The following is a 26,816-nucleotide window of genomic DNA, read 5'->3' as shown; positions in this document are numbered from 1 at the left end:
TCGCCCTCCGGTCCACCGTTGCCGGACGTCCGGCGCCGCGCCGTTCCGCGTGACCGCACCCTTCGCCCTTCCCACCGCCTGACGAGGACGCCATGACATCCGAGACCACCTCGTCCACCGAAGCACTGCCCCGCGTCGCCCCCCAGCAGGGCATGCCCGAACAGGTCCGCATCTACGAGGTCGGCCCCCGCGACGGCCTCCAGGCCGAAGCCGTACGCGTCCCCACCCCCGTCAAGGCCGAGTTCGTCCGGCGGCTCGTCGAGGCGGGTCTGACCACCATCGAGGTCACCAGCTTCGTCTCCCCCCGGTGGATACCCCAACTCGACGACGCGCACGAGGTGCTCACCGCCGTGGGCCCCCTCGATGGCATCCGCCTCCCGGTGCTCGTTCCCAACGACCGGGGTCTGGAGAGGGCACTGGCCGCCGGTGCCCGGGAGATCGCCGTCTTCGCCAGCGCGACGGAGTCCTTCGCGGAGAGCAACCTGGCCCGGGACATGAAGGGGGTGCTGGCGATGTTCGAACCCGTCGTGTCCCGGGCCCGCTCCGCGGGTCTGCCGGTGCGCGGCTATGTGTCGATGTGCTTCGGCGACCCCTGGGAGGGCGATGTGGAGCCCCGTGAGGTCGCCTCGGTCGCCCGCAGGCTCCTCGACATGGGCTGCACGTCCCTGTCGCTGGGAGACACGATCGGTACCGGCACCCCCGGCCACGTCCTGGAACTCCTCGACACCGTACGGGGGGCGGGCATCCCTCTGGACCGGACCGCCCTTCACTTCCACGACACCTACGGCCAGGCCCTCGCCAATGTGCATGCCGCGCTGACGGCGGGTGTCACCGAGTTCGACAGCTCGGCCGGCGGCATCGGAGGCTGCCCCTACGCCCGCAGCGCCACCGGCAACCTCGCCACCGAGGACCTGGTGTGGATGTTGCGCGGACTCGGCATCCACACCGGGGTCGACCTGAACGCGCTGGCGGCCACCAGCCGGTGGATGGCCCAGCACCTCGGCCGCCCGAGCCCCTCCCGCGTCGTCACCGCCCTCGCCTGACACCCCCCACCCACCGGCCTGCTCAAGACATGATCGCCTCGACGGCATCCTCCGTGAATGTCGACGTGTCGCGTGACCTACATGGATGAGGTTTCCGGCAAGCGAGATCGCCGGTAGCTTCGCCGCCCCAGAGAACACCCATATGGCCATCACACAGATCTGTCCACCATCCTCGGCGCCCTCGTGGAAGTCGTCCCCCGAGGCCCCGGCGTGGAGGTCGACGAGACCGAACCCCTGAAGGATCTGCGCGGGGCAGCGTGACTACCGGTTCGGAAATGCAGGTGAAAACCCGCGCCCAGGGCAAGAGGACCGTCGCTACCGACGAGGGCAACGGACCGGTCAACGCCCTCGACCGGGCGATGCGCCGGCTGGAGCCGGATGATGCGGCATGCACGCTCAACGTGTCGCTCCGCGACAGCCGCGGAGCGCTGGGCCGGATCGCCGCCACACTGAGCAGCATGCCAGTGCTGGCCCTGTCCTACGGGGTGGCGGACGCCTCCAGGGCCACCGCTGAGATCCGGCTGCCCCGGGCCCACGTGGCACGTGCACGCGGCAGGCTGAACCGCATGGTGGACGTGCTGGATGTCACCGATTCGGTGGTCCGGTCCCGGTGAGCGCGCTGCCTTCCACCGAGTGATCAGTGCGGGGCGGGACTTACTGGCGGCGAATGAGGCCGAGTTCGGTGGCGGTGGCGACGGCGGCGGTGCGCGAGTCGACACCGAGCTTGGCGTAGATGCGGGCCAGATGGGATTTGACGGTCCCTTCGGTGAGGTGGAGCCGGGCGCCGATGGCCTGGTTGGACAGGCCCTCCGCGACCAGGGCCAGGACTTCGCTCTCGCGGCGGGTCACGGCGGTGCCCGGGGTGCGCAGGCGGTTCATCAGCCGGTCCGCGACGGCCGGTGCCAGGGTGGTGCGGCCCGTGGCGGCGGTGCGTACCGCGACGGCCAGGTCCTCGGGTGGGACGTCCTTGAGGAGGTAGCCGGTGGCGCCGGCTTCGATGGCGGGCAGGGTGTCGGCGTCGGTGTCGTAGGTGGTGACGATCAGCACGCGGGGCGCACCGGCGCGGGCGGTGATCGCGGCGGTGGCCTGCGCGCCGTTCATGCCCTTGCCGAACTGGAGGTCCATGAGGACGACGTCGATGTCGCCCTGGGCGGCGCGGGCGATGGCGTCCTCGGCGGTGGTGGCCTCGGCCACCACGGTCATGCCGGGCTCGGTCTCCAGTACGGCGCGCAGTCCGGCCCGTACGACGGGGTGGTCGTCGGCCAGGAGCAGGCGGATGGGGGTGTCGGTCACGGTCACGCCTCGGGTGCGGGATGGGATGGGGTGTCGGGGTCGGGGGTGGGGTCGAGGGGCAGTTGGGCGGCCAGGGCGGTGCCGTGGCCGGGGGCGGATTCGACGGCGAGGGTGCCGCCGAGGGCCTGCGTGCGGGCGCGCATGGCGGCCAGTCCGAACCCGCCGGCCTCGGGGTCGGGGACGGGCAGGTGGGCGGGGTCGAAGCCGCGTCCGTCGTCGACGATATCCACGGCAACGTGATCGCCGAGGTAGCTGAGGGTGACCTCGGCGGTGGTGGCCTCGGCGTGGCGGACGGTGTTGGCCAGGGCGGACTGGGCTATGCGCAGCAGCGCGACCTCGTGCGCGGTCGGCAGTGGTACGGGCTCGCCCGTGAGGTGGAAGCGTGCGGTGATCCGGTGACGGGTGCTCGTGGTGGCGCACAGCCGCTCCAAGGCGGCGGCGAGGGTGGTGCCTTCCAGGGCGGGTGGGGCGAGGGCGGCGACAAAGCGGCGGGCTTCGACGAGGTTGTCGACGGCGGTCTGGCGGGCCTGGTCGACGTAGCGGGCAGCACTCTCCGGAGTCTGGGGGAGGGCGCGTTCGGCGGCGCGCAGCAGCAGTTGGATGCTGGAGAGGCCCTGGGCGAGGGTGTCGTGGATCTCGCGGGCCAGGCGTTCGCGTTCGGCCAGTACCCCGGCGGTGTGCTGAGCAGTGGCCAGGTCTGCGCGAGTGGCGGTGAGTTCCTCGATCAGGCGCCTGCGCTGTTCGCTCTCCCGGTACAGGGCCTGATACCCCCACACCACCGCGACCGCCACGGCAGCGCCGAGGGCCGGCCCGATCGCCATCGCCGCGTTGAAGGTACGCTGGTGTACGGCGAAACCGGCGATGGCCGCCGCCGCGGTGACCGCCACCGCGGCCAGTCCAGCGCGGCGGGGCAGCAGGTGGAGCTGGAGGAAGTACAGCGGGAAAGCCACCCATACTCCGTTGGCGGACAGGGCCAGCAGCACCAGCCAGAGGATGCTCACGGCGGCCAGCCACAGTGCGGCGGCCCGCCGTGAGCGGCTTACCCGAGGCAGTACCGGGCCGGCCGCATAGACCAGGCCGCATGCTACGGCCGCGGCGAGGACCCAGCCGGTGTGCGGAGGGTGATCGGCCACGGCCCGGCCTGCGGCCAGGGCTAGGAGACCGACGACCAGCAGGTGCAGGCACCAGGCCAGAGCGCGGCTGGTGGGGGTCAGGGTGGGGGCGGTGGTGTTCACAGTCCCTCCAGCCTATGAAGAAGCCCCCCGCCGGGCCTCCATCGAAAGTTACAACCGGCGTGCCGCCTTTCGGTGCGGCAAGTGCTCTCCTGGGCCAGATGCCGGCCGGGTATCTGGCGGCAAGGGTGGGGACATACCGCTTCTCCCACCTGAAAGGGCAGGTCCACGCCGTGTTCGTCGCCTGGAGAGACCTGAAATTCGCCAAGGGTCGCTTCGCCCTGATGGGCACCGTCATCGTGCTGATCACCCTGCTGGTCGGGCTGCTGTCCGGGCTGACCGCCGGCCTGGGCCGGCAGAACATCTCCGCGATCACGTCCCTGCCCGCAAACCAAATCGCCTTCGGTGCGCCCGGCAGCGGCGAGGACCTGTCGTACGCCAACTCCACCGTCACCGAAAAGCAGTGGCGGCAGTGGGCCGAGACGCCCGGCGTGCGCAGCGCCGAACCGCTGGGCATCACCACCACCAAGGCCAGCGCCGGAAACAAGAGCACCGGCGTCTCCTCCTTCGGCGTGCAGCCCGGCTCCGCACTCGCCCCCGACAGCAACAAGATCGACGGCCATGGCGCTGTGCTTTCCACCACCGCCGCCGACGACCTCGGGGTGAGCGCCGGCGACACCTTCACCCTGGCCGGACAGAAGATCACCGTCGCCGCAGTGAGCGGAGATGCCTCCTTCAGCCACACCCCGGTCGTCTGGACCAGCCTCGACACCTGGCAGAAGACCGCACCCCCCACCGGCAAGACCAGTGGGCCCACCGCCACCGTCATCGCCCTGAAGACCACCTCCGGCGCCGATGTGAAGGCCACCGATGAGGCAGCGGACACCAAGACGGTCTCCAAGGACGACTCGCTGTCCGCGATCGGCTCCTACACCTCCGAAAACGGCTCCCTACAGCTCATGCGCGGCTTCCTGTTCGCCATCTCCGCCCTGGTCATCGGCGCCTTCTTCACCGTGTGGACCATTCAGCGCAGCGGCGACGTCGCCGTCCTCAAGGCGCTGGGCGCCTCCACCGCCAACCTGCTCAAGGACGCCCTCGGCCAGGCCGTCATCCTGCTGGCCGGCGGGACCTTGACCGGCACCGGCATCGCCGCCGCCCTGGGCGCCCTCGTCTCCGGCAGCGCCGTGCCCTTCCTCCTCACCCCCGCCACCGTCCTGGTCCCGGCCGCCGTGACGATCGCGCTCGGCGCGCTCGGCGCCGCCCTGTCCATCCGCCGCATCACCTCCGTCGACCCGCTGACCGCCCTGGGGAGCGCCCGATGAGCCTCGACCTGACCGACATCACCCTCACCTACCCCGACGGCGACTCGCGCCTCACCGCCCTCGACCAGGTCACCCTGGACGTGCCCAAGGGCACCCTGACCGCCGTCGTCGGCCCCTCCGGCTCCGGCAAGTCCAGCCTCCTCGCGGTCGCCGCCACCCTCATCACCCCCGACACCGGCACCGTCATCATCGACGGCCAGGCCACCACGGGCATGACCCGCGGTGAACTCACCGACCTGCGCCGCCACAAGATCGGCATCGTCTTCCAGCAGCCCAACCTGCTGCCCTCCCTCACCGCCGCCGAACAGCTCCAGGTCATGGCCCAGATCGACGGCCGCAAGCCCCGCACCGCACGCGACCGGGCCATGGAACTCCTCGACGCCGTCGACCTGGCCGACCAGGCTCGCCGCCGCCCTCACCAGCTCTCCGGCGGCCAGCGCCAGCGCATCAACATCGCGCGCGCCCTGATGAACGACCCCACCGTCCTCCTGGTCGACGAACCCACCAGCGCCCTCGACCACGAACGCGGCGCCGCCGTCATCGACCTCATCACCCGCCTCACCCATCAACAGGCCACTGCCACGGTCCTGGTCACCCACGACCGCGCCCACCTCACCGCCGTCGACCAGATCGCCGAAGTCCACGACGGACGCCTGCACCTGCCCTGAAGGGTGTCTTTATCGCCGCGCGCTGGTTGACCTGGAGCTTTCGTTCGCCCAAGTAGGGGCACGATCACTGATCGTTAGTCTGCGACTGCTCTACCTGATCAACGCCGAGATCCTCGCGCTTCGCCATGAGGTCGCCGTCCTGCGCCGACAGATCGAGCGCCCGCAGCTCTCATGGGCTGATCGCGCCGTGCTCTCCGCTCTCGCACGGCACCTGCCACCCGCCCTACGCCGCCACCGGCTGGTCACCCCGGGCGCGCCCGCGAACGCAAGCCCGAAGGCACGATGGCAGAGTTGGACAGGGCACGCCCGTCCGCCCGCGGCTGGTCATGCTTCGGACCACTGTGAACCAGAAAGGTGACGGCATCACCGGGGTCGCTGCGCCCCTGCTCCTCCCACCTTCCCGGAGTGAGGTCATGTGTGAGCATCTCACAAGCCCACATTAACCTGGCAGGAGCGCGCAGCGCCTGTCTGCGCGACCCGATCGGCCGACGGGAACAGACATGACCACGGCGGACAATGACGCGGTAGAAGGTGTCGTCGACACGGTCGAGGCGTCCCTCGACCGTGTGGTCACCAGCGCCGTCGAGGCCATCTGGGACCAGGTTCCGGCGTACGCGGCCTGTACGGCGCCGGAACTTCGCAGCGACGTGACGGTACACGTCGAAGCCATCTTCCGGGCACTGCTCACCAGTGTGCGGCTCGGCAGACCTGCGCGGCGGGAAGACTTTCCGCCCACCGAGACGCAGGCCGGGCGCAGAGTCCGGCAGGGCATCTCCCTCGCCGACTTCCTCCACGCCTTCCGGGTCGCGCAGCTTACCCTCTGGGAGAGCTTGCTCGAGGTGGGCGGGGAAAACCCGGACTCGCGCGACGCGGCGCTCGCCCTCGTCGGGCAGGTCATGCGCGTCATCGAGGTGGGAAGCTCGCTGGCCGCCGAGGCCTACCTGACCGCCCAACAGCACGATCTCGCGGAAAGCGACCGGATCCGCCGCGACTTGCTGGAGGACCTGCTGGCCGCGCGGGACATCTCCGCCGGTCCGAAACAGGCTCTGCTGCGGATGGTGGGACTCGAAGCTGATACTCGCCTGGTCGTGCTCTCGGCCACTCCAGTCCTGACTCCGGCGGGCGGATCGGCCCAGCAGACGCTCCAAGATGTCGTCGCCACGCTACGCAGACTCGCGCCGCAGGGCTTCGCGGTCGCCCGCCAGGACGAAGTGGTGGGCGTCGCACCGGCCCAGACGGGCGGCGCGGCGGCGTTCACTCAAACCCTTGGGCATCTGCTCCCGGAACTGCGGCGTCAGGGCCTCTCGGTGGGCATCAGTACGTACCACGCCGGCCTCGGCAAGATCCCTGAGGCATACGCCGAGGCGTGCGCCGCGCGAGAGGGACTCGGCAACGAGGCCGGAGTGATCGCGCTGCCGCTGCTGTCCAGCCTGGACTACCTGTTCCTCCGCCACGGCGACACGGCACGACGCCTCATCCGTCCGGATATCTCCAGGTTCGTGACGGAGGACCTCGCGAACGGGAGCAATCTGGTCGCCACCTTCCTCGAGTACGTCGCGAGCGACCTGAACGCCCGCACCACGGCGCAGCGCCTGCACGTACATCCGAACACGGCCTACTACCGGCTGGAGCGGATCGCCGAGCGCACCGGCTGCGACCTGAGGCGCTTCGCCGACGTGCTGGAGATCCTGGTCGCGGTACGACTGCTGGGCGGTCGGCGAGGCCGGACCCACGGTTTGTGAGTCAGCCACAACCGCATTTGTGATCCTGCCACTAACGAGGACTGGCACCGGTCCCGCATCCTGGTGTCACCCCGTTCAGCCATCGGTACCCACCATTCCACGTCGATCTCCGCTGCCGGCATCTCGTGGCGCGCTGTTCTTTTTCCCCCGAACCGGGTGGGCGGCCTGTCCGTCCCGCGCCCTACGCCGCAGCCCACTCGCCTTCCGGAGGCAGTGATGACCCAGCCGCCATACATCACCCCGCTCACCCCGCTGGCCTATCTCGAGCGCGCTGCCGCCGTCCATCCGGACAAGACCGCGATCCGCTACGGGGACCGCAGCCTGAGTTATGCCGAGTTCGCCGACCACACCATGCGGCTCGCCGGCGCACTGCGCGCGTCCGGCGTGGAAGCGGGCGACCGGGTGGCCTACCTGTGTCCGAACACGCCCGAGCTGCTGATCGCGCATTTCGCGGTGCCGCTGGCCGGAGCCTCCCTGGTCGCCGTCAACACTCGCCTGTCATCGGAGGAGGTGCGATACATCTGCGACCATTCCGGCGCGAAGCTCCTCGTGGTGGACACGGGACTACAGGAGATGGTCCTGCCGATCGCAGACCGGCTGGCCTCCGTTCGCGAAATCGTCTCCCTCGTGGATCTCACCGGCACGGGCCTGGGCGCCGGTGCCCGTCCGCTGTTGTCCGGACCCGACTACGAGCAGTTGCTGAGCCGCGGTGACGATGCCCCGTACGCGGCATGGACCGTGGACGACGAACTCGACACCATCTCGGTCAACTACACCTCCGGCACCACCGGACGGCCCAAAGGGGTGATGTACAGCCACCGGGGCGCGTACCTCAATGCCCTCGGCGAGGTGATCCACTCACGGCACACCCCTGACAGCGTCTACCTGTGGACCCTGCCGATGTTCCACTGCAACGGATGGTGCACAGCCTGGGCCGTCACCGCGGTCGGCGGCACGCACGTCTGTCTGCGCACCGTGGATCCGGAGAACATCTGGCATCTGCTCGAGAGCGAGGGCGTCACCCATCTCAACGGGGCGCCGACGGTTCTGGCCATGCTGGCGAACTCCCCCGCGGCAAAGCCTCTCTCCAAGCCGCTGGTCGTGACGACGGCGGGAGCGGCACCGAGCCCCGCCATCATCGGACATATGGAGGAGCTGGGCGCCTCCATCGTCCACGTCTACGGACTCACCGAGACTTACGGCCCCTACACGGTCTGCGAGCGGAAGGACGCCTGGCGCGACCTCACCCCGGACGAGCGCGCCCGACTGCTGGCCCGCCAGGGTGTGGCCATGTTCCAGGCCGATCCGGTGCGGGTCGTCGGCACTGATATGAAGGACGTACCGAGAGACGGGCGAACGGTCGGCGAGATCGCGATGCGCGGCAACACGGTGATGAAGGGCTACCTGGACGATCCCGAGGCCACCGCGGAGGCGTTCACGGGCGGCTGGTTCCACTCCGGCGATCTGGGCGTCTGGCACGACGACGGCTACATCGAACTGACCGACCGTGCCAAGGACGTCATCGTCTCGGGCGGGGAGAACATCTCGACCATAGAGGTCGAGCAGGCGCTGCTCTCCCACCGCGAGGTCCAGGAGGCGGCGGTCGTCGGCGTCCCGGACGAGCGATGGGGTGAACGCCCCAAGGCATTCGTCATCCTCAAGGACGGCGCCGCCCTTGACGGCGACAGCCTGATCGCGCACGTCCGTACGCTGATCGCCCGCTACAAGGCCCCAGCCATCGTGGAGTTCGTCACCGAACTGCCCAAGACCGCCACCGGCAAGATTCAGAAGTTCGAGCTGCGGGCCAAGGAGTGGTCCGATCAGGAGCGCCGGATCCGTGGCTGACCGGGAAGCGCCCCGAGGAGAACACCGAGAGCCACGTACGAAGAGAGGCGGAACCATGACCGACCCACAGCGGATCGGAGTCGTCGGCTGTGGCCTGATGGGGGCGGGCATCGCCGAGGTGTGTGCCCGCGCGGGCCTCGACGTGGTGGTGGCCGACGCGGACCGGGCGGGCGTCGAACGCGGCAGAGTCCGGGTCCGCGAGTCGCTGAGCCGTGCTGTGACGACCGGCAAAGTCGACGCGGAGTCGGCCGGCCACGCCCTCGCACGACTCCGTTTCACCACCGACCTGGACGAGTTCGCCGACCGTGAGCTGGTGGTCGAGGCCGTAGCGGAGCACGAGGGGCCTGGTGCCCTCGCTGCTCACCGCGGCACGGACCCGGGAGCGGGCCGAGCGGTTCGCGGTCGAGGCGCTCGGGAAGCAGGCCATCACCGCCGGGGACCGCGCCGGCTTCGTGGTCAACGCACTGCTGATCCCCTACCTGCTGTCCGCGATCCGCATGCTGGAGTCGGGCTTCGCCGGCGCCAAGGACATCGACACCGGCATGCAGATGGGATGCGCACACCCCATGGGTCCCCTGCGGCTGGCCGACCTGGTGGGCCTGGACACAGTGCGGGCCGCCGCAAAGGCCATGTACGACGAGTTCAAGGAACCCCTCTACTTCCCGCCTCCGGTACTTCAGCGCATGGTCGAGGCGGGCCAACTGGGCCGCAAGTCCGGGCAGGGGTTCTACCAGTACTGACGAGCTGCTCCCCCAGCACTTCCTGCGTTGCCTCAGGCGGGAGTGACAGCGATTGCAGCAGTGCAGCCGGCGGAACGCGTCGAGGGGGACCTCGCGCCCGCTGGACCACTGCTTGCGGCCCTGGAGCGTCTCACGTTTGAACGTCGCGCTGGCCGGCGCCTGGTTACCGAACACTTGTACACGCCCTACCTTTGGTGATGTGGACGTCAACACGCGCCGACTGTGTCATTTCGCGACCCTCGCCGAAGAGCTGCACTTCACGCGCGCGGCCGCGATCCTTCACATTTCGCAGCAGGGACTCAGCCGCAGCGTCGCCGAGCTGGAAGAGCAGGTCGGGGTCCCGCTCCTGATGCGCACCACCCGCTCGGTCGCCCTGACCGAAGCCGGGGAACTGTTCCTCAGCAGCGTTCGCACGGCACTCAACGCCCTGGAAGAGGGCGCACTGGCCGCCCGTGCCACCCGCGACAGAATCGAGGCACCGCTCCGCATCGGTTTCAGCGTGTCCTCACTGCTCGAACTCGATTCGCCGATCCTCCGCGCCTTTCGTGCGAGCCATCCTGATGTCGCGATCGAGCTGGAGACGTTCCAATGGGGCGACCCGTCTTGTGGCCTGTGCTCGAACACCACCGACATCGCATTTGTGCGGACGCCGATCGAATGCCCCGACCTCCACGTCGAGCCAATGTTCGTCGAACCCCGCGCTATTGGCGTCGACCAGAGTCATCCGCTGGCAGCCGCTCGAGCCGTGACCCTGAACGATCTTGTCGGTGAGCGGATTCTCGCGCCACGTACCGACGACAGGGCATGGTCGAGATTTTGGACGCTGCGCGACACCGGACTGGATGAACAGTTGCTTCCTCGGATCGGGCCCATGGTCGGCTCGATGGAGGGAGAGCTGGAGAAAGTCACGTCCGGAGAAGCGATCACGGTCACCGCGATCAGCATGTCCCGATTCGCCCCTCGTCCATCGATCGTGTACCGACCCATCACCGATGTCGCCGGATCCGAATTGGTTCTGGCATGGCGCGGGCCTGCGACACCCCTGATCGACGCGTTCCGCGCCACAGCGGTCGAGGTACGGGATCGGGAAAGTGACCTGGTGTCACGCATCGAGACGGCAACTGGTAGGCCCGAGGAGTTCTGAGCACCCGCTCAGTCGACCCGTCGCGCACGGCTCCTGTCATGCGAGCCGGTAATGGAACGATTCACAGGCTGCGTGAGAAGCCTATTAACAACTACACGGCGTAGATGCGGCCGAAGTTTTGTTTCTCTTTGCCGCTGAGGGGTGCTTGGCTGAACCCAACGGATCAGCGTCCCAGCGCAGCCGGCCCGTCGTTGACGTGCGGCGGGCCTGAGCCGCCCCTGCTGGAAACGTCCCGACCACATGCGCATAGTCACACCGCAAGCAACGATTCAGCCGCCCTGAGTCCTTGCGGTGATACTCCGCCGCTTTGAGAAAACCCTTTTGATCTACAAGTAGGAGTTCAGCCCTATGTCGGATAACCCGGACCGAGATGATGCGACGCTCGGTGCTGCCGGGGCAGCGACGGCGGAACCGGATCGTCCCCTCGCCGGCGAGGTCGCGGGGCGGCGGACGGGCAGGAAACTGGGCCTGATCGTCAATCCGCTCGCGGGCATGGGCGGCAGCGTGGGCCTCAAGGGGACCGACGGACCGGACATCCTGGAAGAGGCGAAGCGGCGGGGCGCGCGTCCTCTGTCGGGCGAACGAACTGTCCGCGCGCTCGCTCGTCTCACCGCCTCGAAGACGCCGTTCCGCCTCCTGACGGCCTCCGGTGACCTGGGCGAACACAGCGCTCTGGCCGCCGGACTGGACCCTGTCGTCGTGCACCGGACAGAGCCGGGTGCCAGCGGGCCTGCGGACACCAAGGCGGCCGCTGCGGCGATGGCACTCTCGGCGGTCGACCTTCTCCTGTTCGCAGGCGGCGACGGCACGGCGCGTGACATTCTGAGCGCGGTTGGCGACCGCGTGCCTGTGCTCGGCATCCCGGCGGGGGTGAAGATGCACTCGGCGGTGTTCGGCGCGAACCCCGAAAGCGCAGGCGGCCTCGCGGCTCTGTTCCTCGACGGCAGTCCTACGGCCCGACTACGAGACGCTGAGGTCATGGACCTCGACGAGACCGCCTTCCGCGAGGACCGGCTCTCGGCACGCCTATACGGCTACGCCCGCAGTCCCTACGAGCGCCATCTCGCGCAGAACGCCAAAGCGGGATCCCGAGCGGACGACAACGCGGCGCTGGAAGCGGCTTGCCGGCGCGTCGCGGCACGGATGCGGGAGGGGGTCCTCTACATCGTGGGGCCCGGCACCACCATGCGACGCGTCATGAAGTCGCTCGGCCTGCCCTCCACGCTGCTCGGCGTCGACGCCGTGCTGGACGGTGCGCTCATAGGATCCGACCTCGACGAGCGGGCGCTGCTCGACCTCATGGAGGGGCGCGAGACCCGCGTCGTCGTGGGCGTGTTGGGCGGCCAGGGCTACCTGTTCGGGCGCGGCAACCAGCAGATCAGCGCCAAGGTCATCCGGAAGGTCGGCCGCGAGGGCATCATCGTGGTCACCCCGCTGGACAAGCTCGTCGCTCTTGAGGCGGCAAGTCTGCGCGTCGATACCGGCGACGCCGAGGTCGACGCGCTACTTGCCGGCTACATGCGGCTCCACACCGGCCCGGACCGCAGCGTTTTCTACAAGGTGAGCGCCTGACCCCAACCGGCCGATCCGGCGCAGGGCAGAGCCGGAAGCCCAATGGTTATCCATACAAGGAGAATCCAATGAAAGAACATGTAGCACACAGGTACATGGCCAATTCCGTGCCGGCGATCAAGCAGGAAATGCTGGACGCGATCGGCGTCGGTTCCGTGGCGGAACTGTTCAGCCAGGTGCCGACCGAGCACCGTCTCTCGCGTCCGCTCGATCTTCCCCCCGCGCTGTCCGAGAGTGAGCTTCGACGTCACCTCATCGAGACGCTGTCGAAGAACCAGACCACCGAGCAGTATCTGAATTTCCTCGGCGCCGGCTGCTGGCAGCACCATGTGCCGGCGGCCGTCGACGAGGTGGTGCGCCGCAATGAGTGGCTCACCTCGGTGTTCGGCGAGCCGAGTTCCGATCACGGACGCAACCAGGCCTGGTTCGAGTTCTGTAGTCAGCTCGGTGAACTCCTCAAGATGGACCTGGTCGGCATGCCGGTCCGTAGCTGGGGAGTCGCGGCGGGGCACGCGATTCGGATGGCCTCACGCATCACCGGGCGGGACGAGGTTGCGGTGGTCCGGGCGATCGACCCGGAACGGCTCTCCGTCATCCGTAACTACTGCGAACCGATCGAGATGCCGAGCCACCTCACGGTCCGCCTCGTCGAATTCGACCCCGAGACGGGTCTGATGGACCTCGACGACCTGCGTAAGGTCGTCGGCGAGAGGACGGCCGCGGTCTACTTCGAGACCCCCTCCTACCTCGGCGTGATCGAGCACCAGGGGGCTGAGATCGCCGCCATCGCCCATGCCGCCGGGGCCGAGACGATCGTCGGCGTCGATCCCATCTCCCTCGGCGTGCTGGCTGCGCCCATCGACTACGGGGCCGACATCGTCATCGGCACCACCCAGCCGCTCGGCGTGCACATGAACACGGGCGGTGGAGTGGGCGGCTTCATCGCCTCGCGCGACGAGGAACGCTACGCCCGCCAGTACCCGACCTTGTTCATCAGCATCACGGACACAACGAAGGAAGGCGAATACGGCTTCGGCCTCAGCCTCTTCGAGCAGAGCTCCTACGGTCTGCGCGAGAAGGGCAAGGACTGGACCGGTCACTCGGTCTACATGTGGGCCATCGCCAACGCCGTCTACATGGCGCTGATGGGCCCCGAGGGCTTCAAGGACGTGGGCGAGTTGATCCTACAGCGCGCCCACTACGCCGCGCGGCGCATCGCCTCCATCGAAGGCGTACGGGTGGCCTTCCCGTCGGGCTTCTTCAAGGAGTTCGTCGTGGACTTCAGCGGCACGGGGCGCAGCGTCGCGGACATCAACAAGGCACTGCGCGCACACGGCATATTCGGGGGCAAGGACCTGTCGCGCGACTTCCCCGAGCTCGGGCAGAGTGCCCTCTTCTGCGTCACCGAAGTACACACCCAAGCCGACCTACTGCGTCTTGCCGACGCACTCTCGGAGGTAGTAGCACGATGAGCGCCAAGCTTCGCGAATACCACGCCCCGGTGTGGAACGAGCCGGTCATCCTGGAGATGGGCTATCCCGGCCGCCGCGGCCTCGCCGTACCTGAAGCCGAGGAGGCGGTGCAAGCCGAGGTGGGGGACGCCGCCGACCTGATCCCCGTCGCGCTGCGACGACATGACAGACCGTCACTGCCCGAGGTATCGGAGCCGGAGGTGCTCTACCACTACCTGCGGCTGTCGCAGCAGACTCTGGGCATGATGGGCGTCAGCCTCTTCGGCACTTGTACGATGAAGTACAACCCGCAGGTGAACGAGGCGATCGCATGGCGCCCCGAGGTCACTGAGGCACATCCCTACCAGGACGACGACACCTTGCAGGGAACTCTCGAGATCGTGCACAGGTTCGACGCCATTCTGCGCGAGCTGTCCGGCATGGACCAGTTCATCTTCCAGGCCGGTGGCGGCGCCGACGCCGCGTACACCAGTTGCGCCGTGACACGTGCCTACCACGCGTCCCGCGGCGAACCGGAGCAGCGCGACGAGATCATCACCACGATCCAGACCCACCCTTCGAGCGCCGCGACCGCCGCCGCCGCGGGCTTCAAGGTCATCACCCTGATGCTCGACGAGAACGGTTACCCCTCGCTGGACGCTCTGAAGGCCGCGGTGTCCGACCGTACGGCCGCTCTCATGGTCAACAACCCGGACGACATGGGTGTGTACAACCCGGAGATGCGCGAGTGGGTGCGGGTGGTGCACGAAGCGGGTGGCCTGTGCTTCTACGACAGCGCCAACTTCAACGGCATGATGAGCAAGATCCGTGCCCGCGAGATCGGCTTCGACGCCTGCATGTTCATGCTCCACAAGACCTTCGGCGCTCCCAAGAGCGGGGTGGGGGGACCGGCTGTCGGCGCCTACGGCTGCTCGGCGGAACTGGCGCCCTTCGTGCCGACTCCGGTTGTCGCCCACGACGGCGACCGGTACTACCTCGATCACGACCGGCCGGAGAGCTGCGGCAAGATCCGCGAGTTCTGGGGCAACGTGCCCGTGGTGCTGAAGGCCTACGCCTGGATCCGCGCCATGGGAGCGGAGGGTGTTGCCGAGGCCTCCGACATCTCCGTCCTCGCCAACAACTACATGGAGCGGGGCCTGCTCGCCATCCGCGGCGTCACCCGTTCGCACCCCGACGCGACCAGCCCGCGCCTGGAAATGACGCGCTACAGCCTGGCTCAGATGAAGGAGGAAACCGGCGTCGGCGTCCACGACGTGCAGAACCGCATGACGGACTTCGGGGTGGACGCCATGTGGACCAGCCACGAACCATGGCTCGTCCCAGAACCGTTCACACCCGAAGCCGGCGAGATGTACGGCAAGGAAGCACTCGACACCTGGATCGCGGTCCTTGCCCAGATCTCCGACGAGGCATACTCCGACCCCGAGATCGTCAAGACCGCGCCTCACAACCAGGCGGTACACCGCCTCGATCACGACGCGATGGAGGACCCCGCGCGCTGGGCCATGACCTGGCGGGCCTACCTGCGCAAGAGGGCGAACACCGGCGCCCAGAGCTGAGCGGACCGTGCACCGCCGCGGCGCAGAACTGCACCGGTGGGCGGTTGGGCGCCGATGCGAGAGGAATGACGCTGCGCCTGCCGAAAAACCCATCCGCCTGGTGGGAGGCGGTGCGCGGGGCACGGGAGGTCGACCGGCGCAGTCGCCCGGGCGGGCGCCGGCAGCAGGAAGGCCAGGGCCGCCGCCGGGGTCACCCCCCGTCGCATCAGGCTGCCCGCCACCGGGACCGACACGCACTCACATCCCGGCAGCACCGCTCCGGCCACCCCCGCGACCGGCACGGCGAGCGCCGGGTTGCGCGGAAGCACCCGAGTGAAGACCCACGCCGGTACGAAGGCGCTGATCGCGGCCGACACCAGAGTGCCGAGCAGCAGAAAGGGGCCGAGCGGAGCGGGGCGCCTCGCAGCGGTCCCGGCCACCGGTGGTGAGCAGACGCGCCTGCTCCGGCTGGGGTGATGGCCCGGATCTGTCGGGCACCGCAACGCACCGATGACGCCCGAGGCGTCATCGAGGCGTGGACCTGCTCTCGGCGGGCGGCGGTCCGGGCAGGCCGGGCCCCGCACAGCGCACATCCGCCGTCGGCACAGTCCCGTCGACGAGGTAGGCGGCCGTGGCGTCGTCCACACAGGCATTGCCCCGGCTGGCGAACACCCCGTGCGAGTAGTCGTTGTCGAGCGTTACCAGGCGCGAGCCGGGAAGCAGACGGCGCAGTTGGCGCGCGCCCTCGATGGGCGTGACGGGGTCGTGGGCGGAGGCCACCAGGAGAACGGGCGGCGCGTCGGGGCTGCCGAGCGGGGTGTGGCGGGCGGGATGGTGGTGCCAGTAGGCGCAGGTGGTCGCCTCCATGCCGGTGAGGACCGGCTGGGGGTCGAGGCGTCGGGTGCGGCGGATGTCCGTCACGATCCGCCGGGGCGTGGGGCCGGGGCCGTCGGCGCACTTGACGATGCGGTTGGCGGCTTCGTAGTTGCGTGAGTCCGGGTCGGCGAAGTCCTTGGCGGGACGGAGTCCGTCGGGGCTGCCGTCGCGCAGGTGGGTTCGCAGGCCGTCGGCGAGGCCCGCCCAGCGTTCGGTGCGGCCGAGGGCGCGGTACACGGCCCGGTCGAACTCCGCGGGGCCGAAGCCGTCCACGGGACCGGCGGTGAGTCCGTCGCGTACGCGCAGGTAGGCCCGGCGTACGGCCGCCGCGCTGTCGCCCAGGCGGAAGCGGTCCGCGTGGGCGGCGGTCCAGGCGAAGAAGGTGTCACGCCGGCGCAGCAGTGCCCGGCTCTGGATCACGTCGAATCGGTACCAGCTCCAGGGCCCTACGACGCTGTCCAGGACCATCCGGCCCGTGCGGTGCGGGAAGGCGGCGGCGTAGGCCGCGCCGAGGTAGGTGCCGTAGGAGACGCCGAGGAAGTTCGTCCGCCGTTCGCCGAGCGCGGCGCGTATCGCGTCCATGTCCCGGGCGGTCTGTTCCGTCGACAGGTACCGCGATACGTCCCCGGCGCCCGCCGCGCAGTCGTCGGCCAGGTTGCGCAGTGACACCAGGTGGGCCCGCTCGGCCGTCGGGCCGACGGGCACGGGGTCCGCGCCCGGGGCGGCGAAGAGACCGCCCATCGGGCCGCAGTCGACGGGGGCGCTCTGCCCGACGCCGCGCGGGTCGAAGCCGATGACGTCGTACGAACGGCGCACGCTCACCGGGAGTTTGGCCCGCTTGGTGACCGCGTAGGGGAGCCCGGAGCCGCCCGGCCCACCGGGGTTGACCAGCAGGATGCCGCGCCGCTCGGCGGGTGCCCCCGAGGCCCGGACGCGCGAGACGGCGATCTCGATGCGTGGTCCGCGGGGGCGGTTCCAGTCCAGCGGCACGCCCAGCCGCCCGCATTCGACGCGCTCCGGTTCGGGCGGCTCGGGTACGGATGCGGGGCAGGCGCCGAAGCGGAGTGCGGATACCGAACCGGCGGCGGGGACACGGGCGGCGGACTGGGCGGGCGCGGCGGGGGCGAGGGTCGCGGCGATGGCCGCCAGGGCACACAGCGGGGCCGTGCGGTGCGTGGGTGAGGTCACAACGATTTCTTCCTCGGTGCACACGGAGTCAGATGACAATGAAAACGATTATCGATACCGTGTTCGCCACGTTATCCCACACGAATGGAAAAGGGGAGCCGTGGCTCATCTGTTGGTGGTAGAGAGCTGGGTCGGATCGATGAGCAGACTGCTGCCACGGGCGATACGCGAGAGCGGGCACGAGTTCACCTTCCTCACCCGCGACCTGCACCACTACCTGCGCTCCGCCCCCGAGGGCACGGCGCACCCGCTGCTCGGGGCGCGCAACGTGATCACTGCCGACACCAATGACACCGAGGCGCTGCTGCCGGAGGTCGAGCGGCTGCACGCGGTGTTCGGCTTCGACGGGGCGATCACGTCCTGCGACTACTACCTGCCGACGGTCGCGCGGATAGCCGGGCACCTCGGCCTGCCCGGCCCGGCCCCCGAGGCGGTCCAGAACGCCTGCCGCAAGGACGCCACGCGCCGCGTCCTCGCTGAGGCCGGAGTGCCCGGGCCCCGCTTCGCCGTGCACGAGGAGTGGGCCGACATCGCCCGGGCCGCGGGGGAGATCGGCTACCCGCTGGTCGTAAAGCCCGTCGACCTGTGTGCGGGCATGTACGTACGGCGCGTGGACGATGAGTCCCAACTCGCCTCCGCTTTCGCGGCGTTGGCCGACTTTCCGGTCAACGCGCGCGGCCAGCGACGCACGCCCGCGGTCCTGCTCGAAGAGCTGCTGGACGGCCCCGAGGTGAGTGTCGAGACGGTCTCGTACGGGGGCGCGGTCCATGTGGTGGGCGTGACCGACAAGAGCGTCGGCGGGGCGCCCGCGTTCATCGAGACCGGGCATATGTTCCCCGCCGCGCTGACGGCCGTCGACACGGCGGCGGCCGAGCAGACCGCGGTGGGTGCGCTCAAGGCGCTCGGGCTGACCGACGGTGTGGTGGCGCACACCGAGATCAAGCTCACCTCCGCCGGGCCGCGCGTGGTCGAGGTCAACCCGCGCCCCGCCGGGAACCGCATCACCGAACTCGTCCGCCACGTCACCGGCACCGACCTCGCCGCCGCCTGCGTGGACGTGGCCCTGGGGCGCGCCCCCGATCTACGGCGCACGGACACCGGGCTGCGCAGCGCCGCCATCGGATTCCTCGTGCCGGAGCGCACGGGCACACTCGCCTCGCTGGACGGCGCGGGGCTGCGGGATGCTCCCGGCGTGCTGGAGGTGCAACTCGCGGAGCCCGGCAGGCAGGTGAAGGCGGCGGGCAGCAACAACGAGTACCTCGGGCATGTGATGGCCGGGGACCGGGAGGGGGCCGGAGCCCGGGACCGGGTCGAGGCGCTGCTCGCCGAGGTGCGATCCGGACTGGTGATCCGATGACCGCCGCCACCTCCGACACCTCCGGCATATCCGACCCCTCCGGCATATCCGCCGTCGACTCCGCCCGGGTCCCTTCCGCGGCCCGCGCGCGGACGTACGACGATCTCGTGACACGTGTCCGGGCCGGCGAACTCGGGCCCGACCCACGCACTCGGCGGATCGCCGTGGCCTTCACCACGCGGCAGGCCGTACGGCACGACGGGCGCGGCACCGGCTACCGCAACGAGGTGCTCAGCCTGCGGCTCGCCGGGGCCGTCGGGTCGTGCGCGGTCGAGCCCGGCGCCCTGTCCGACAGCGCCGTGGAGGAGTGTGTCGGCGCCGATGTGGCCGAGCTCTTGGACCATCCGCTGCTCCCGGTGCGCGTGGCCGCGCTCGACGCCTACCTGATGCACATCACTCCGCACACTCCGGAGCACGGGGCCCGTCCGGTCGCGCTCCCCGCCGGGACGTCGCTGGAGAAGTCCCGGGCGCGGGCGCGGGCCGTCGTCGAGTTGCTCGACCTGCCGCCGGGGGCGACGGTGCTCGTGGTCGGCGTCGTCAACTCCCTTCTGGAGCAGCTTCGTTCGCACGGAATCGGCTATGCGCCGTGTGACCTCAAGGGCGGGGTGACGGAGTGGGACGAGCCGGTCGTCACCAACGCGCTCGCCGCGGCCGCCCGCTGCGACGCCCTGCTCGTCTCCGGGATGACCCTGGGCAACGGGACCTTCGAGCCACTGCGGGAGCACGCGCTGCGGCACGGCAAGCGGCTGGTGCTGTTCGCGCAGACCGGCAGCGCCGTACTGCCCCGGCTCCTGGGACGCGGGGTGAGCGCGGTGTGCGCCGAACCGTACCCGTTCTTCTGGCTGGACGGCGGCCCCGGCACCGTCCACCACTACCGCGCCGACCGCCCCGGAGGTGCCCGATGACCACGACAGCCGTCCGTCCCACCGCCCGCCGGGAACTGCTCGCCCTGCTCGGCCGCACCCCCGTGGTCCGCGTCGCCTCCGATCTGCCGGGGCCGCAACCCGGCTTCTGGGCCAAGCTCGAAGGGCTCGCGGCGGGCGGCATGAAGGCGCGGGCCGCCGTGTCGATGCTGCTGGGCGCCCGCGAGCGGGGGGAACTGCGGCCCGGCGCACCGGTGGTGGAGTCCACCTCCGGCACCCTCGGCATCGGGCTCGCCTTCGCAGGGCAGGCCCTCGGCCACCCCGTCGTGCTGGTCGGCGACAGCGAACTGGAGCCGTCCATGCGGCAGTTGCTGCGCGCCCACGGAGTGCGGCTGGAGCTGGTGGACCGTCCGGCGGAGAGGGGCGGCTGGCAGGCCGCCCGTCTCGCCCGACTGCGGGAGCTGCTCGCCGAACTGCCCGGCGCGTACTGGCCCGACCAGTACAACAACCCCGACAACACCGCCGGTTACGCCTCACTGGCCGCCGAACTCGCCGCCCAGCTCGACCACCTGGACATCCTGGTGTGCAGCGTGGGCACCGGCGGCCACAGCGCGGGGATCATCGGTCCGCTGCGGCGGCACTGGCCCGCGCTACGGCTGATCGGCGTCGACGCCACCGGCTCCACGATCTTCGGCCAGCCCGCGCGGCCCCGGCTGATGCGCGGCCTGGGCAGCAGCATCCACCCACGCAACGTCGCCTACGACGCCTTCGACGAGGTCCACTGGGTCGGCCCGGCAGAGGCCGTGGATAGCTGCCGCAGGCTCGCCCGGGGGAGCTTCGTCAGCGGCGGCTGGAGCACCGGCGCGGTCGCGCTGGTCGCCGCCTGGGCCGCCCGCGTCCACCCCGGAGCGGTCGTCGCCACCGTCTTCCCCGACGGCCCGCACCGCTACCTCGGCAGCGTCTACGACGACGACTTCGCCACCGCCCACGGCCTCGACCCGGCCACGGCTGCCACCCGGCCCGTGGAGATCCCGCACCCCGGCGCGGCCGAGGCCACCGGCTGGACCCGATGTACGAGGGTCACCGACCCCTTGCGGGCCGATCTGCTGGGGCCCGCCCCACTGGGGGCCGTCCCCGCCCACCACCTGGAAGAAAGCCGATGAAGGTCAGTCAGCGCACCGTCCATCTGCGACTCACCGAGCCGCTGCGCATCTCCCGCTCGACGATGGCCGCCCGCGACGCGGTATGGCTGAGCATCGAACACGACGGGGTCAGCGGCCACGGCGAGGCCGTCACCAGCGTCTACTACGGTCTCGACGCCGCCACCCTGCGACGCCTCCTCGCGGCCGTCGGCACGGATCTCGTCCGCCATCGCGACCCCGAGAGCGCCCTGGAGGCCCTGCGGGCGGGCGAGTTGGCCGGTGCGAACACTCCCCCGGCCGTGGCCGCCGCCCTGGACGCGGCCCTCCTCGACCTCGTCGGCAAGCGCGCGGGCACTCCCGTGCACCGCCTCCTCGGCACCCCGGAACCTCCCGTCGCCGCCACCGCCCGCACCATCGGCATCACCTCGCCGAGCCGTGCCGCGGCCGAGGCCCGCCGCCTGGCCGCACGCGGCTTCCAGGTCCTCAAGGTCAAGGCGGGAACTCCCGATCCCGAGGACGATGTGGAACGCGTACGCGTCATCCGCGACGCGGCACCCGGCGTCCGGCTGCTCCTCGACCCCAACGGCGCCTGGACCGTGGCGCAGGCCATGGCGCTGCTGCCGCGGTTCGCCGAACTCGGCCTGGAGGCCGTCGAACAGCCCCTCGTGCCCGGCCACCCGGACACGCTGGGGGCCCTCGCCGAGCGCTCACCCGTACCGGTCATCGCCGACGAGGACGCCGTGGACCTGGAGGACGTACGCCGTCTGGCCGGGCGCGTCCAGGGCGTCAACGTCAAGCTCGCCAAGTGCGGCGGGGTGCACGCCGCCCTGCGCATCGCCGAGGCGATCGAGGGCAGCGGCACCGCGCTGATGCTCGGCTGTCTGACCGCCAGCAGCCTCGGCCTGGCGCCCGCCGTCCACCTCGCCGACCGCGCCCGCTGGGCCGACCTCGACGGACACCTGCTGCTGGCCCACGACCCGTGGTCGGGCATCGGCGGCGCCGACGGCTTCATACGCGCGAGCACCCTTCCCGGACTGGGAGTCCAGCCCCGGGAGGTGAGCCGTGCAGACGTGGCATGAAATGCGCCGCTTCCCGCTCGCGATCCAACTGCTGCTGGTCAACCAGCTCGGCGTCAATACCGGCTTCTACCTGCTCATCCCCTATCTCGCCACCCACCTCGGCGAGAACCTGGGTATGTCGGCCGCCGTCGTCGGCATCGTCCTCGGCGTGCGCAACCTGAGCCAGCAGGGCCTGTTCATCATCGGCGGCTCGGCCGCTGACCGGCTCGGCGCACGCGGTGTCATCATCGCCGGATGCGCCCTGCGCACGGTCGGCTTCGGGCTGTTCGCGCTCGGCGACAGCCTCTCCGTCCTGATCGCCGCGTCCGTGCTCAGCGGGTTCGCCGGGGCGCTGTTCAACCCGGCCGTGCGCGCCTACATCGCGCAGGAGGCGGGAGAGCGCAAGGCCGAGGCGTTCGCCCTGTTCAACGTCTATGCCACAACGGGCGCGTTGATCGGTCCGCTGCTCGGCAGCGCGCTGCTCCTGGTGGACTTCCGCACCTCGGCCCTCACTGCCGCCGGGATCTTCGCGGTCCTCACCGTGGCGCAGGCTCTGGTGCTGCCCGCGCGCGAGGTGGAGCCGAGCAGGGGCACGGTGCTCGCGGACTGGCGCGAGGTGCTCGGCCACCGCGCCTTCCTGGCGTTCGCGCTCGCCATGGTCGGCATGTTCACCCTGGAGAACCAGCTCTATCTGCTGCTGCCCGACGGAGCACGCCGGGCCACCGGCTGGGACGGCGCCGCCGGGCTCGTCTTCCTCGTCGGCACCCTCGCCAACCTCGCACTCCAACTGCGCATCACCAGCGCCCTGAAGGCGAGCGGTGACCGGGCGCGCTGGATCGCCGCGGGGCTCGGTCTGATGGCGCTGGCGTTCGTGCCGCCCGCGCTGGCCGCGGGCGGCTCCGGCGGCCCGGACGGCACCGCCGACGCGGTACTGCGCGCCCTGCCCGTGCTGATCGGCGCCCTGCTGCTCTACCTCGGGGTGATGGTCGCCCAGCCATTCGTGATGGAGCTCGTCCCCGGCTTCGGCCGACCCGAACTGACCGGCACCTACTTCGGCATCTTCTACGTGGTCTCGGGCATCGCCGCCGCCCTCGGCAACACCGTCGTCGGCTGGGCCATGGACGCCGGCGAGCGGGGCGACGCCGACTGGCTGCCCTGGGCGTGCTGCGCGCTGTTCGGGCTCGCCTCCGCACTCGGCGTGGCCTGGCTGCACCGGCTGGGCTCACTGCCGACGACGCCGAAACCCGCCACACCGAACGCGGCGTCCGGCCACACCGGACGCGGTGTGACGAGGGAGACGACATGACGACCACCACGGCAGGCGCGGACGCGCACAATCTGCTCACCGACAACCCCGAGCTGTACGAGGCCAGGTTTCCCGACCCCCAGCGGCTGGCCGGCCGCTGGACGGAGGACTGCCTGCGCCGGCACGGCGCCGGACCGCGCGTCCTGGACCTGGGCTGCGGCACCGGCCGCGACGCCGCCCACCTCCACGGCGCGGGCCGCGAGGTGACCGGCGCCGACCTCTCCGAGGCGATGCTCGCACACGCCCGCGGGCACCACCCCGGACCCGAGTACGTCCGCGCCGACCTGCACGCGTTCGACCTGGGCCGGGGCGTGTCCGACGCCGTGGTGTGCCTGGACAGCGCACTGCTGTACTGCCACACCAACGCCCAGCTCGACGGCTTCCTGTCGTCCTGCCGACGCGCCCTCGTCCCGGGCGGGCTGCTCATCGCGGAGATGCGCAACGGCGCCTGCTTCCTCGGCCGTACGGACCTGCTCGACGCGCCCACGGTCAGCGAGTTCACCTGGCAGGGCACCGCCTACCGGTCCACCACCACGCTCACGGTGGACCGCACGGCCCAGCTCCTGCGCCGTACCCGCGTATGGACCGCGGACGACGGATCCGCGCCCGTGGAACAGCGCTCCGCGTGGCGGCTGCTCTTCCCGCAGGAGCTGCGCCACCTCCTGGCCGTCCATGGCTTCGAGGTCCTGGAGCTGCACGACGGGCCAGGTCCGCGCACCGAGCCGCCCTGGCGCGAGGGCCACTCCCCCGGCCGTACGACCGACGCCGACCGGCTGCACCTGGTGGCCCGCGTCACCGAGCCGGCCCCCTCGACGCCCTGAGGGCCACACCCGACGCCCACCCCGTATCCCACCGGCACTTCCCACACCCCGAGGACACCCGCATGCATGACGAACCCGCCCGCCACCTTCGCCCCGTGGGCGATCACGTGGACGAGCACCACTTCCCCGGCCTGCGCCGCCGCGGCTTCCTCGCCGCCGGCGCCGCATCACTCGGCGCCTTCGCCCTCACCGGATGCGGCGGCGCCGACGACACCGCGGGAGGGGGCGGCAGCACCGGTACCCCACAGCGTGGCGGACGGCTACGCGCCGCGTTCGCCGGCGGCGGTGCGAGCGAGACCCTCGACCCGCACCTGGCCAACCTCTTCGCCGACGTCGCCCGCGCGAAGGCCCTCTACGACAAACTCGCCGACTACGGCCCCGACCTGTCCGCCCAGCCCCGCCTCGCCGAGAAGTGGGAGGCGAACAAGACCCTGGACCGGTGGCAGATCACCCTCCGCAGGGCCACGTTCCACGACGGTCGGCCGGTCACCGCCAAGGACGTGCTCCACAGCTACCGCCGGATCACCGATCCCAAGAAGGCGTTCCGCGCCAAGGCGTCCCTGGAACCCATCGACCTCGACGCGAGCCACGCGACCGGCGAACGGGGCATCGAGTTCGTCCTCAAGCGGCCCACCGCCGAATTCCCCAACGTGCTGGCCGCGTTCGGCGCGTACATCGTGCCCCAGGACGCCACCGACTTCGACACGAAGCCGATCGGCTCCGGCCCGTTCCGCTTCGTGTCCTTCGCCCCCGGCCGGTCGGCCGTCTTCCGCCGCAATGGGGACTACTGGGACGGCGCCCCGCACCTCGACGAGCTCGAGTTCATCGTCGCCAACGAGGAGTCCGCCCGGGTCAACGCACTGCTGGGCGGACAGGTGGAGTACGCCCACGAACTCCACCCCACCACCGCCCGCGCCCACGAGGGCAAGGGGCAGATCACCATCGTCCGGCTCCGGGGCAGCGACATGCAGGGGTTCGCGATGAAGACCGACCGGCCCCCCTTCGACGACAAGCGGGTGCGCCAGGCGTTCTTCCTGATCGCCGACCGCAAGGAACTCCTCGACGGCGCCCTGTCGGGCGCGGGGGTGATCGGCAACGATCTGTTCGGCAAGGGCTACGAGTACTACGCCGACAGCCTCCCGCAACGCGAGCGGGACCTCGACCGGGCCCGCGCCCTGCTGAAGGCGGCCGGCGCCGAGAAGCTGAAGGTCACCCTCTACACCTCGGCGGTGGCCGCCGGGTTCACCGAGTCCGCCGGCATCTTCCGCGACCAGGCCGCGAAGGCGGGCGTCACGATCGACGTGAAGATGGGCAGCAAGGACTCGTACTGGAGCGACATCCTGAACGGCGGCACCCTGTGCTCCTACCGCTCCGGTGCCATGCCCATCGAGGCCCACATCTCCCAGCGGCTGCTCACCGGCTCCACCACGAACGCCACCAAGTGGCACCACAAGGACTTCGACGCGCTCTACCAGCGGGCCCAGTCCACGAAGGACAGGGCCGAGCGCGCCGCCATCTACGAACGCATGCAGCGCCGCCTGTACTCCGAAGGTGGCTTCCTGGTCTGGGGCTTCGCCGACTGGATCCTCGGAACCGCGCGCAAGGTCAGGGGAGTTGAACCCAAGGCACCCGCCAACACCCTCGACTGGGCACGCTTCGACAGGGTGTGGCTCGCGTGAGCGGACTGCGCTCCTTCGTCGCCCGGCGGCTGCTGCTCGGCGTCGCGCAGACCGTGGCCGTGGTGCTGCTGGTCTTCGCGCTCACCGAGGCGCTGCCGGGCGATGCCGCGGTCGCCCTGGCCGGCGACCAGCCCGACCCCGCACGCATCGCGGCCATCCGTGCGGCCCTCCACCTGGACCGGCCCGCCCACGAGCGGCTGGCCGACTGGGCCGTGGGCTTGCTCCACGGCGACCTCGGGACCTCGCTCACCTCCGGCCGCCCGGTCAGCACGTACCTCGCCGACGGCTTCGGGCCGACCCTGCTGCTGGCCGCGATCACCGTGGCGCTGCTCGTCCCGGCCGGCTTCGGCCTCGGGGTGCTGGCCGCACGGTACGAAGGCCGCCTGGTCGACCGGCTGGTCAGCTCCGTGACGCTCGCGGTGTACGCGGTGCCCGAATTCGCCCTCGGAGTGCTGCTGGTGACCGTCCTCGCGCTCCGGCTGGACTGGCTGCCGCCGACCGCCGTCGGCTACGGCACCGACCTGCTCGGCCACCCGGCCGCGCTCGTACTGCCCGTGCTCGTCCTGCTGTCCCGGCCGGTGTGCTCGCTGTCCCGGCTGGTGCGCGCCGGCATGGTCGACGCGCTCGCCTCTCCATATGTGGCGCAGGCCCGGCGCTACGGCGTGTCCGGGGCCAAGGTCCGTTACGCCCACGCCCTGCCTGCCGCCCTCGCTCCCGCCGCCCAGCAGTTGGCCCGCACGATCGACTGGCTGCTGTGCGGCGTCGTCGTCGTGGAGGCCCTGTATGTGATCCCGGGCCTGGGGACTGTCCTGCTCAACGCCGTCGCCGAGCGGGACGTGCCCGTCGTCCAGGGCCTCGCCGTCGTCTTCGGCGTCCTGACCGTCGTCCTGAACCTGGGCGCGGACCTGGTGACCCATCGGCTGGTGCCCCGGGCGGGGGTGGCCGCGTGAGCTTCCCTCCTGTCGCGGGTCCCCC

21 protein-coding genes and 2 pseudogenes are annotated in these 26,816 nt (G+C 70.5%); 19 read left to right on the top strand and 4 right to left on the bottom strand.

Translation table 11 applies throughout. The features are described from left to right. Positions 1–92 precede the first annotated feature (92 nt). Together KN815_RS01510 and KN815_RS52005 are read left to right on the top strand one after the other, a co-directional pair. The gene (locus tag KN815_RS01510; protein ID WP_216339370.1) at positions 93–1,043 is read left to right on the top strand and encodes a hydroxymethylglutaryl-CoA lyase; all 951 of its coding nucleotides are present in this window, start codon (positions 93–95) and stop codon (positions 1,041–1,043) included. A 275-nt stretch (positions 1,044–1,318) separates the two neighbouring features. After that, positions 1,319–1,657, top strand: a complete 339-nt coding sequence (locus KN815_RS52005; protein WP_216339368.1) for a hypothetical protein — start codon at positions 1,319–1,321, stop codon at positions 1,655–1,657. Between the two features lie 40 nt (positions 1,658–1,697). Here KN815_RS52005 and KN815_RS01500 read toward each other — a convergent pair whose 3' ends face one another. After that, complete coding sequence (locus KN815_RS01500) at positions 1,698–2,336, bottom strand: response regulator (RefSeq protein WP_216339366.1); 639 nt, start codon at positions 2,334–2,336, stop codon at positions 1,698–1,700. Between the two features lie 2 nt (positions 2,337–2,338). Further along, positions 2,339–3,571 carry a sensor histidine kinase gene (locus KN815_RS01495; protein ID WP_216339365.1) on the bottom strand — a complete coding sequence of 411 codons (1,233 nt, stop codon included), beginning with the start codon at positions 3,569–3,571 and terminating at the stop codon, positions 2,339–2,341. Between the two features lie 170 nt (positions 3,572–3,741). On the opposite strand from KN815_RS01495, the gene KN815_RS01490 reads away from it, so the two are divergent. From KN815_RS01490 to gcvPB, 9 genes and pseudogenes are all read left to right on the top strand, one after another. Beyond that, a complete protein-coding gene (locus KN815_RS01490) occupies positions 3,742–4,830 on the top strand; it encodes an ABC transporter permease (protein WP_216339448.1) in 1,089 nt (362 codons plus the stop codon). After that, complete coding sequence (locus tag KN815_RS01485; RefSeq protein ID WP_216339363.1) at positions 4,827–5,498, top strand: ABC transporter ATP-binding protein; 672 nt, start codon at positions 4,827–4,829, stop codon at positions 5,496–5,498. The genes KN815_RS01490 and KN815_RS01485 overlap by 4 nt, the downstream gene beginning before the upstream one ends. Positions 5,499–5,998: 500 nt before the next feature. Beyond that, on the top strand, positions 5,999–7,240 hold the full coding sequence (locus KN815_RS01480; protein ID WP_216339361.1) for a PucR family transcriptional regulator: 1,242 nt from the start codon (positions 5,999–6,001) through the stop codon (positions 7,238–7,240). A gap of 216 nt (positions 7,241–7,456) precedes the next feature. Next, on the top strand, positions 7,457–9,085 hold the full coding sequence (locus tag KN815_RS01475; protein WP_216339359.1) for an acyl--CoA ligase family protein: 1,629 nt from the start codon (positions 7,457–7,459) through the stop codon (positions 9,083–9,085). Between the two features lie 55 nt (positions 9,086–9,140). Beyond that, positions 9,141–9,825, top strand: a pseudogene (locus KN815_RS01470) (3-hydroxyacyl-CoA dehydrogenase family protein). 199 nt (positions 9,826–10,024) lie between these two features. After that, positions 10,025–10,969: a LysR family transcriptional regulator gene (locus KN815_RS01465; protein WP_216339357.1), complete on the top strand. Its 945-nt coding sequence runs from the start codon at positions 10,025–10,027 to the stop codon at positions 10,967–10,969. A 348-nt stretch (positions 10,970–11,317) separates the two neighbouring features. After that, entirely contained in the window at positions 11,318–12,541 is a 1,224-nt protein-coding gene (locus tag KN815_RS01460) for an ATP-NAD kinase family protein (RefSeq protein ID WP_216339355.1), read from the top strand. A gap of 95 nt (positions 12,542–12,636) precedes the next feature. Then, complete coding sequence (gcvPA, locus tag KN815_RS01455) at positions 12,637–14,013, top strand: aminomethyl-transferring glycine dehydrogenase subunit GcvPA (protein WP_216339353.1); 1,377 nt, start codon at positions 12,637–12,639, stop codon at positions 14,011–14,013. Then, on the top strand, positions 14,010–15,572 hold the full coding sequence (gcvPB, locus tag KN815_RS01450; protein WP_216339351.1) for an aminomethyl-transferring glycine dehydrogenase subunit GcvPB: 1,563 nt from the start codon (positions 14,010–14,012) through the stop codon (positions 15,570–15,572). The genes gcvPA and gcvPB overlap by 4 nt, the downstream gene beginning before the upstream one ends. 149 nt (positions 15,573–15,721) lie before the next feature. Here the strand turns inward: gcvPB and KN815_RS01445 are convergent. Together KN815_RS01445 and KN815_RS01440 are read right to left on the bottom strand one after the other, a co-directional pair. Next, positions 15,722–15,952, bottom strand: a pseudogene (locus KN815_RS01445) (permease); the annotation flags it as partial. A gap of 124 nt (positions 15,953–16,076) precedes the next feature. After that, entirely contained in the window at positions 16,077–17,615 is a 1,539-nt protein-coding gene (locus KN815_RS01440) for an alpha/beta hydrolase (RefSeq protein WP_253208676.1), read from the bottom strand. A gap of 100 nt (positions 17,616–17,715) precedes the next feature. Between KN815_RS01440 and KN815_RS01435 the strand changes: the two genes are divergently transcribed. From KN815_RS01435 to KN815_RS01400, 8 genes are all read left to right on the top strand, one after another. Beyond that, positions 17,716–18,972, top strand: coding sequence for an ATP-grasp domain-containing protein (locus tag KN815_RS01435; RefSeq protein ID WP_216339349.1), 1,257 nt, complete (start codon positions 17,716–17,718; stop codon positions 18,970–18,972). Beyond that, on the top strand, positions 18,969–19,877 hold the full coding sequence (locus KN815_RS01430; protein WP_216339346.1) for a Rossmann-like domain-containing protein: 909 nt from the start codon (positions 18,969–18,971) through the stop codon (positions 19,875–19,877). Before KN815_RS01435 ends, KN815_RS01430 begins: the two co-directional genes overlap by 4 nt. Continuing rightward, positions 19,874–20,998, top strand: coding sequence for a PLP-dependent cysteine synthase family protein (locus KN815_RS01425; RefSeq protein WP_253208675.1), 1,125 nt, complete (start codon positions 19,874–19,876; stop codon positions 20,996–20,998). Before KN815_RS01430 ends, KN815_RS01425 begins: the two co-directional genes overlap by 4 nt. Then, positions 20,995–22,056, top strand: a complete 1,062-nt coding sequence (locus KN815_RS01420; protein WP_216339344.1) for an enolase C-terminal domain-like protein — start codon at positions 20,995–20,997, stop codon at positions 22,054–22,056. The genes KN815_RS01425 and KN815_RS01420 overlap by 4 nt, the downstream gene beginning before the upstream one ends. Beyond that, a complete protein-coding gene (locus tag KN815_RS01415; RefSeq protein WP_216339342.1) occupies positions 22,040–23,341 on the top strand; it encodes an MFS transporter in 1,302 nt (433 codons plus the stop codon). The genes KN815_RS01420 and KN815_RS01415 overlap by 17 nt, the downstream gene beginning before the upstream one ends. Continuing rightward, the gene (locus KN815_RS01410) at positions 23,338–24,162 is read left to right on the top strand and encodes a class I SAM-dependent DNA methyltransferase (protein WP_216339340.1); all 825 of its coding nucleotides are present in this window, start codon (positions 23,338–23,340) and stop codon (positions 24,160–24,162) included. The genes KN815_RS01415 and KN815_RS01410 overlap by 4 nt, the downstream gene beginning before the upstream one ends. Before the next feature lie 62 nt (positions 24,163–24,224). Beyond that, positions 24,225–25,841, top strand: coding sequence for an ABC transporter substrate-binding protein (locus KN815_RS01405; RefSeq protein ID WP_216339338.1), 1,617 nt, complete (start codon positions 24,225–24,227; stop codon positions 25,839–25,841). Next, a complete protein-coding gene (locus tag KN815_RS01400) occupies positions 25,838–26,791 on the top strand; it encodes an ABC transporter permease (RefSeq protein ID WP_216339336.1) in 954 nt (317 codons plus the stop codon). The genes KN815_RS01405 and KN815_RS01400 overlap by 4 nt, the downstream gene beginning before the upstream one ends. The last annotated feature ends 25 nt before the right edge of the window (positions 26,792–26,816 follow it).

Source organism: Streptomyces niphimycinicus, from assembly GCF_018883605.1.
In the GTDB taxonomy this organism is placed as follows: domain Bacteria; phylum Actinomycetota; class Actinomycetes; order Streptomycetales; family Streptomycetaceae; genus Streptomyces; species Streptomyces niphimycinicus.
The sequence above is the reverse complement of the archived record's forward strand: the minus strand, read 5'-3'. Positions and strand labels throughout refer to the sequence as shown.

What these genes read in the sequence shown, in the direction of transcription:
- KN815_RS01405 (WP_216339338.1), top strand. Translation starts at nt 24,225, where the DNA reads ATGCATGACGAACCCGCCCGCCACCTTCGCCCCGTGGGCGATCACGTG.
- KN815_RS01480 (WP_216339361.1), top strand. Translation starts at nt 5,999, where the DNA reads ATGACCACGGCGGACAATGACGCGGTAGAAGGTGTCGTCGACACGGTC.
- KN815_RS01410 (WP_216339340.1), top strand. Translation starts at nt 23,338, where the DNA reads ATGACGACCACCACGGCAGGCGCGGACGCGCACAATCTGCTCACCGAC.
- KN815_RS01485 (WP_216339363.1), top strand. Translation starts at nt 4,827, where the DNA reads ATGAGCCTCGACCTGACCGACATCACCCTCACCTACCCCGACGGCGAC.
- KN815_RS01510 (WP_216339370.1), top strand. Translation starts at nt 93, where the DNA reads ATGACATCCGAGACCACCTCGTCCACCGAAGCACTGCCCCGCGTCGCC.
- KN815_RS01460 (WP_216339355.1), top strand. Translation starts at nt 11,318, where the DNA reads ATGTCGGATAACCCGGACCGAGATGATGCGACGCTCGGTGCTGCCGGG.
- KN815_RS01430 (WP_216339346.1), top strand. Translation starts at nt 18,969, where the DNA reads ATGACCGCCGCCACCTCCGACACCTCCGGCATATCCGACCCCTCCGGC.
- KN815_RS01420 (WP_216339344.1), top strand. Translation starts at nt 20,995, where the DNA reads ATGAAGGTCAGTCAGCGCACCGTCCATCTGCGACTCACCGAGCCGCTG.
- gcvPB (WP_216339351.1), top strand. Translation starts at nt 14,010, where the DNA reads ATGAGCGCCAAGCTTCGCGAATACCACGCCCCGGTGTGGAACGAGCCG.
- KN815_RS01475 (WP_216339359.1), top strand. Translation starts at nt 7,457, where the DNA reads ATGACCCAGCCGCCATACATCACCCCGCTCACCCCGCTGGCCTATCTC.
- gcvPA (WP_216339353.1), top strand. Translation starts at nt 12,637, where the DNA reads ATGGCCAATTCCGTGCCGGCGATCAAGCAGGAAATGCTGGACGCGATC.
- KN815_RS01425 (WP_253208675.1), top strand. Translation starts at nt 19,874, where the DNA reads ATGACCACGACAGCCGTCCGTCCCACCGCCCGCCGGGAACTGCTCGCC.
- KN815_RS52005 (WP_216339368.1), top strand. Translation starts at nt 1,319, where the DNA reads ATGCAGGTGAAAACCCGCGCCCAGGGCAAGAGGACCGTCGCTACCGAC.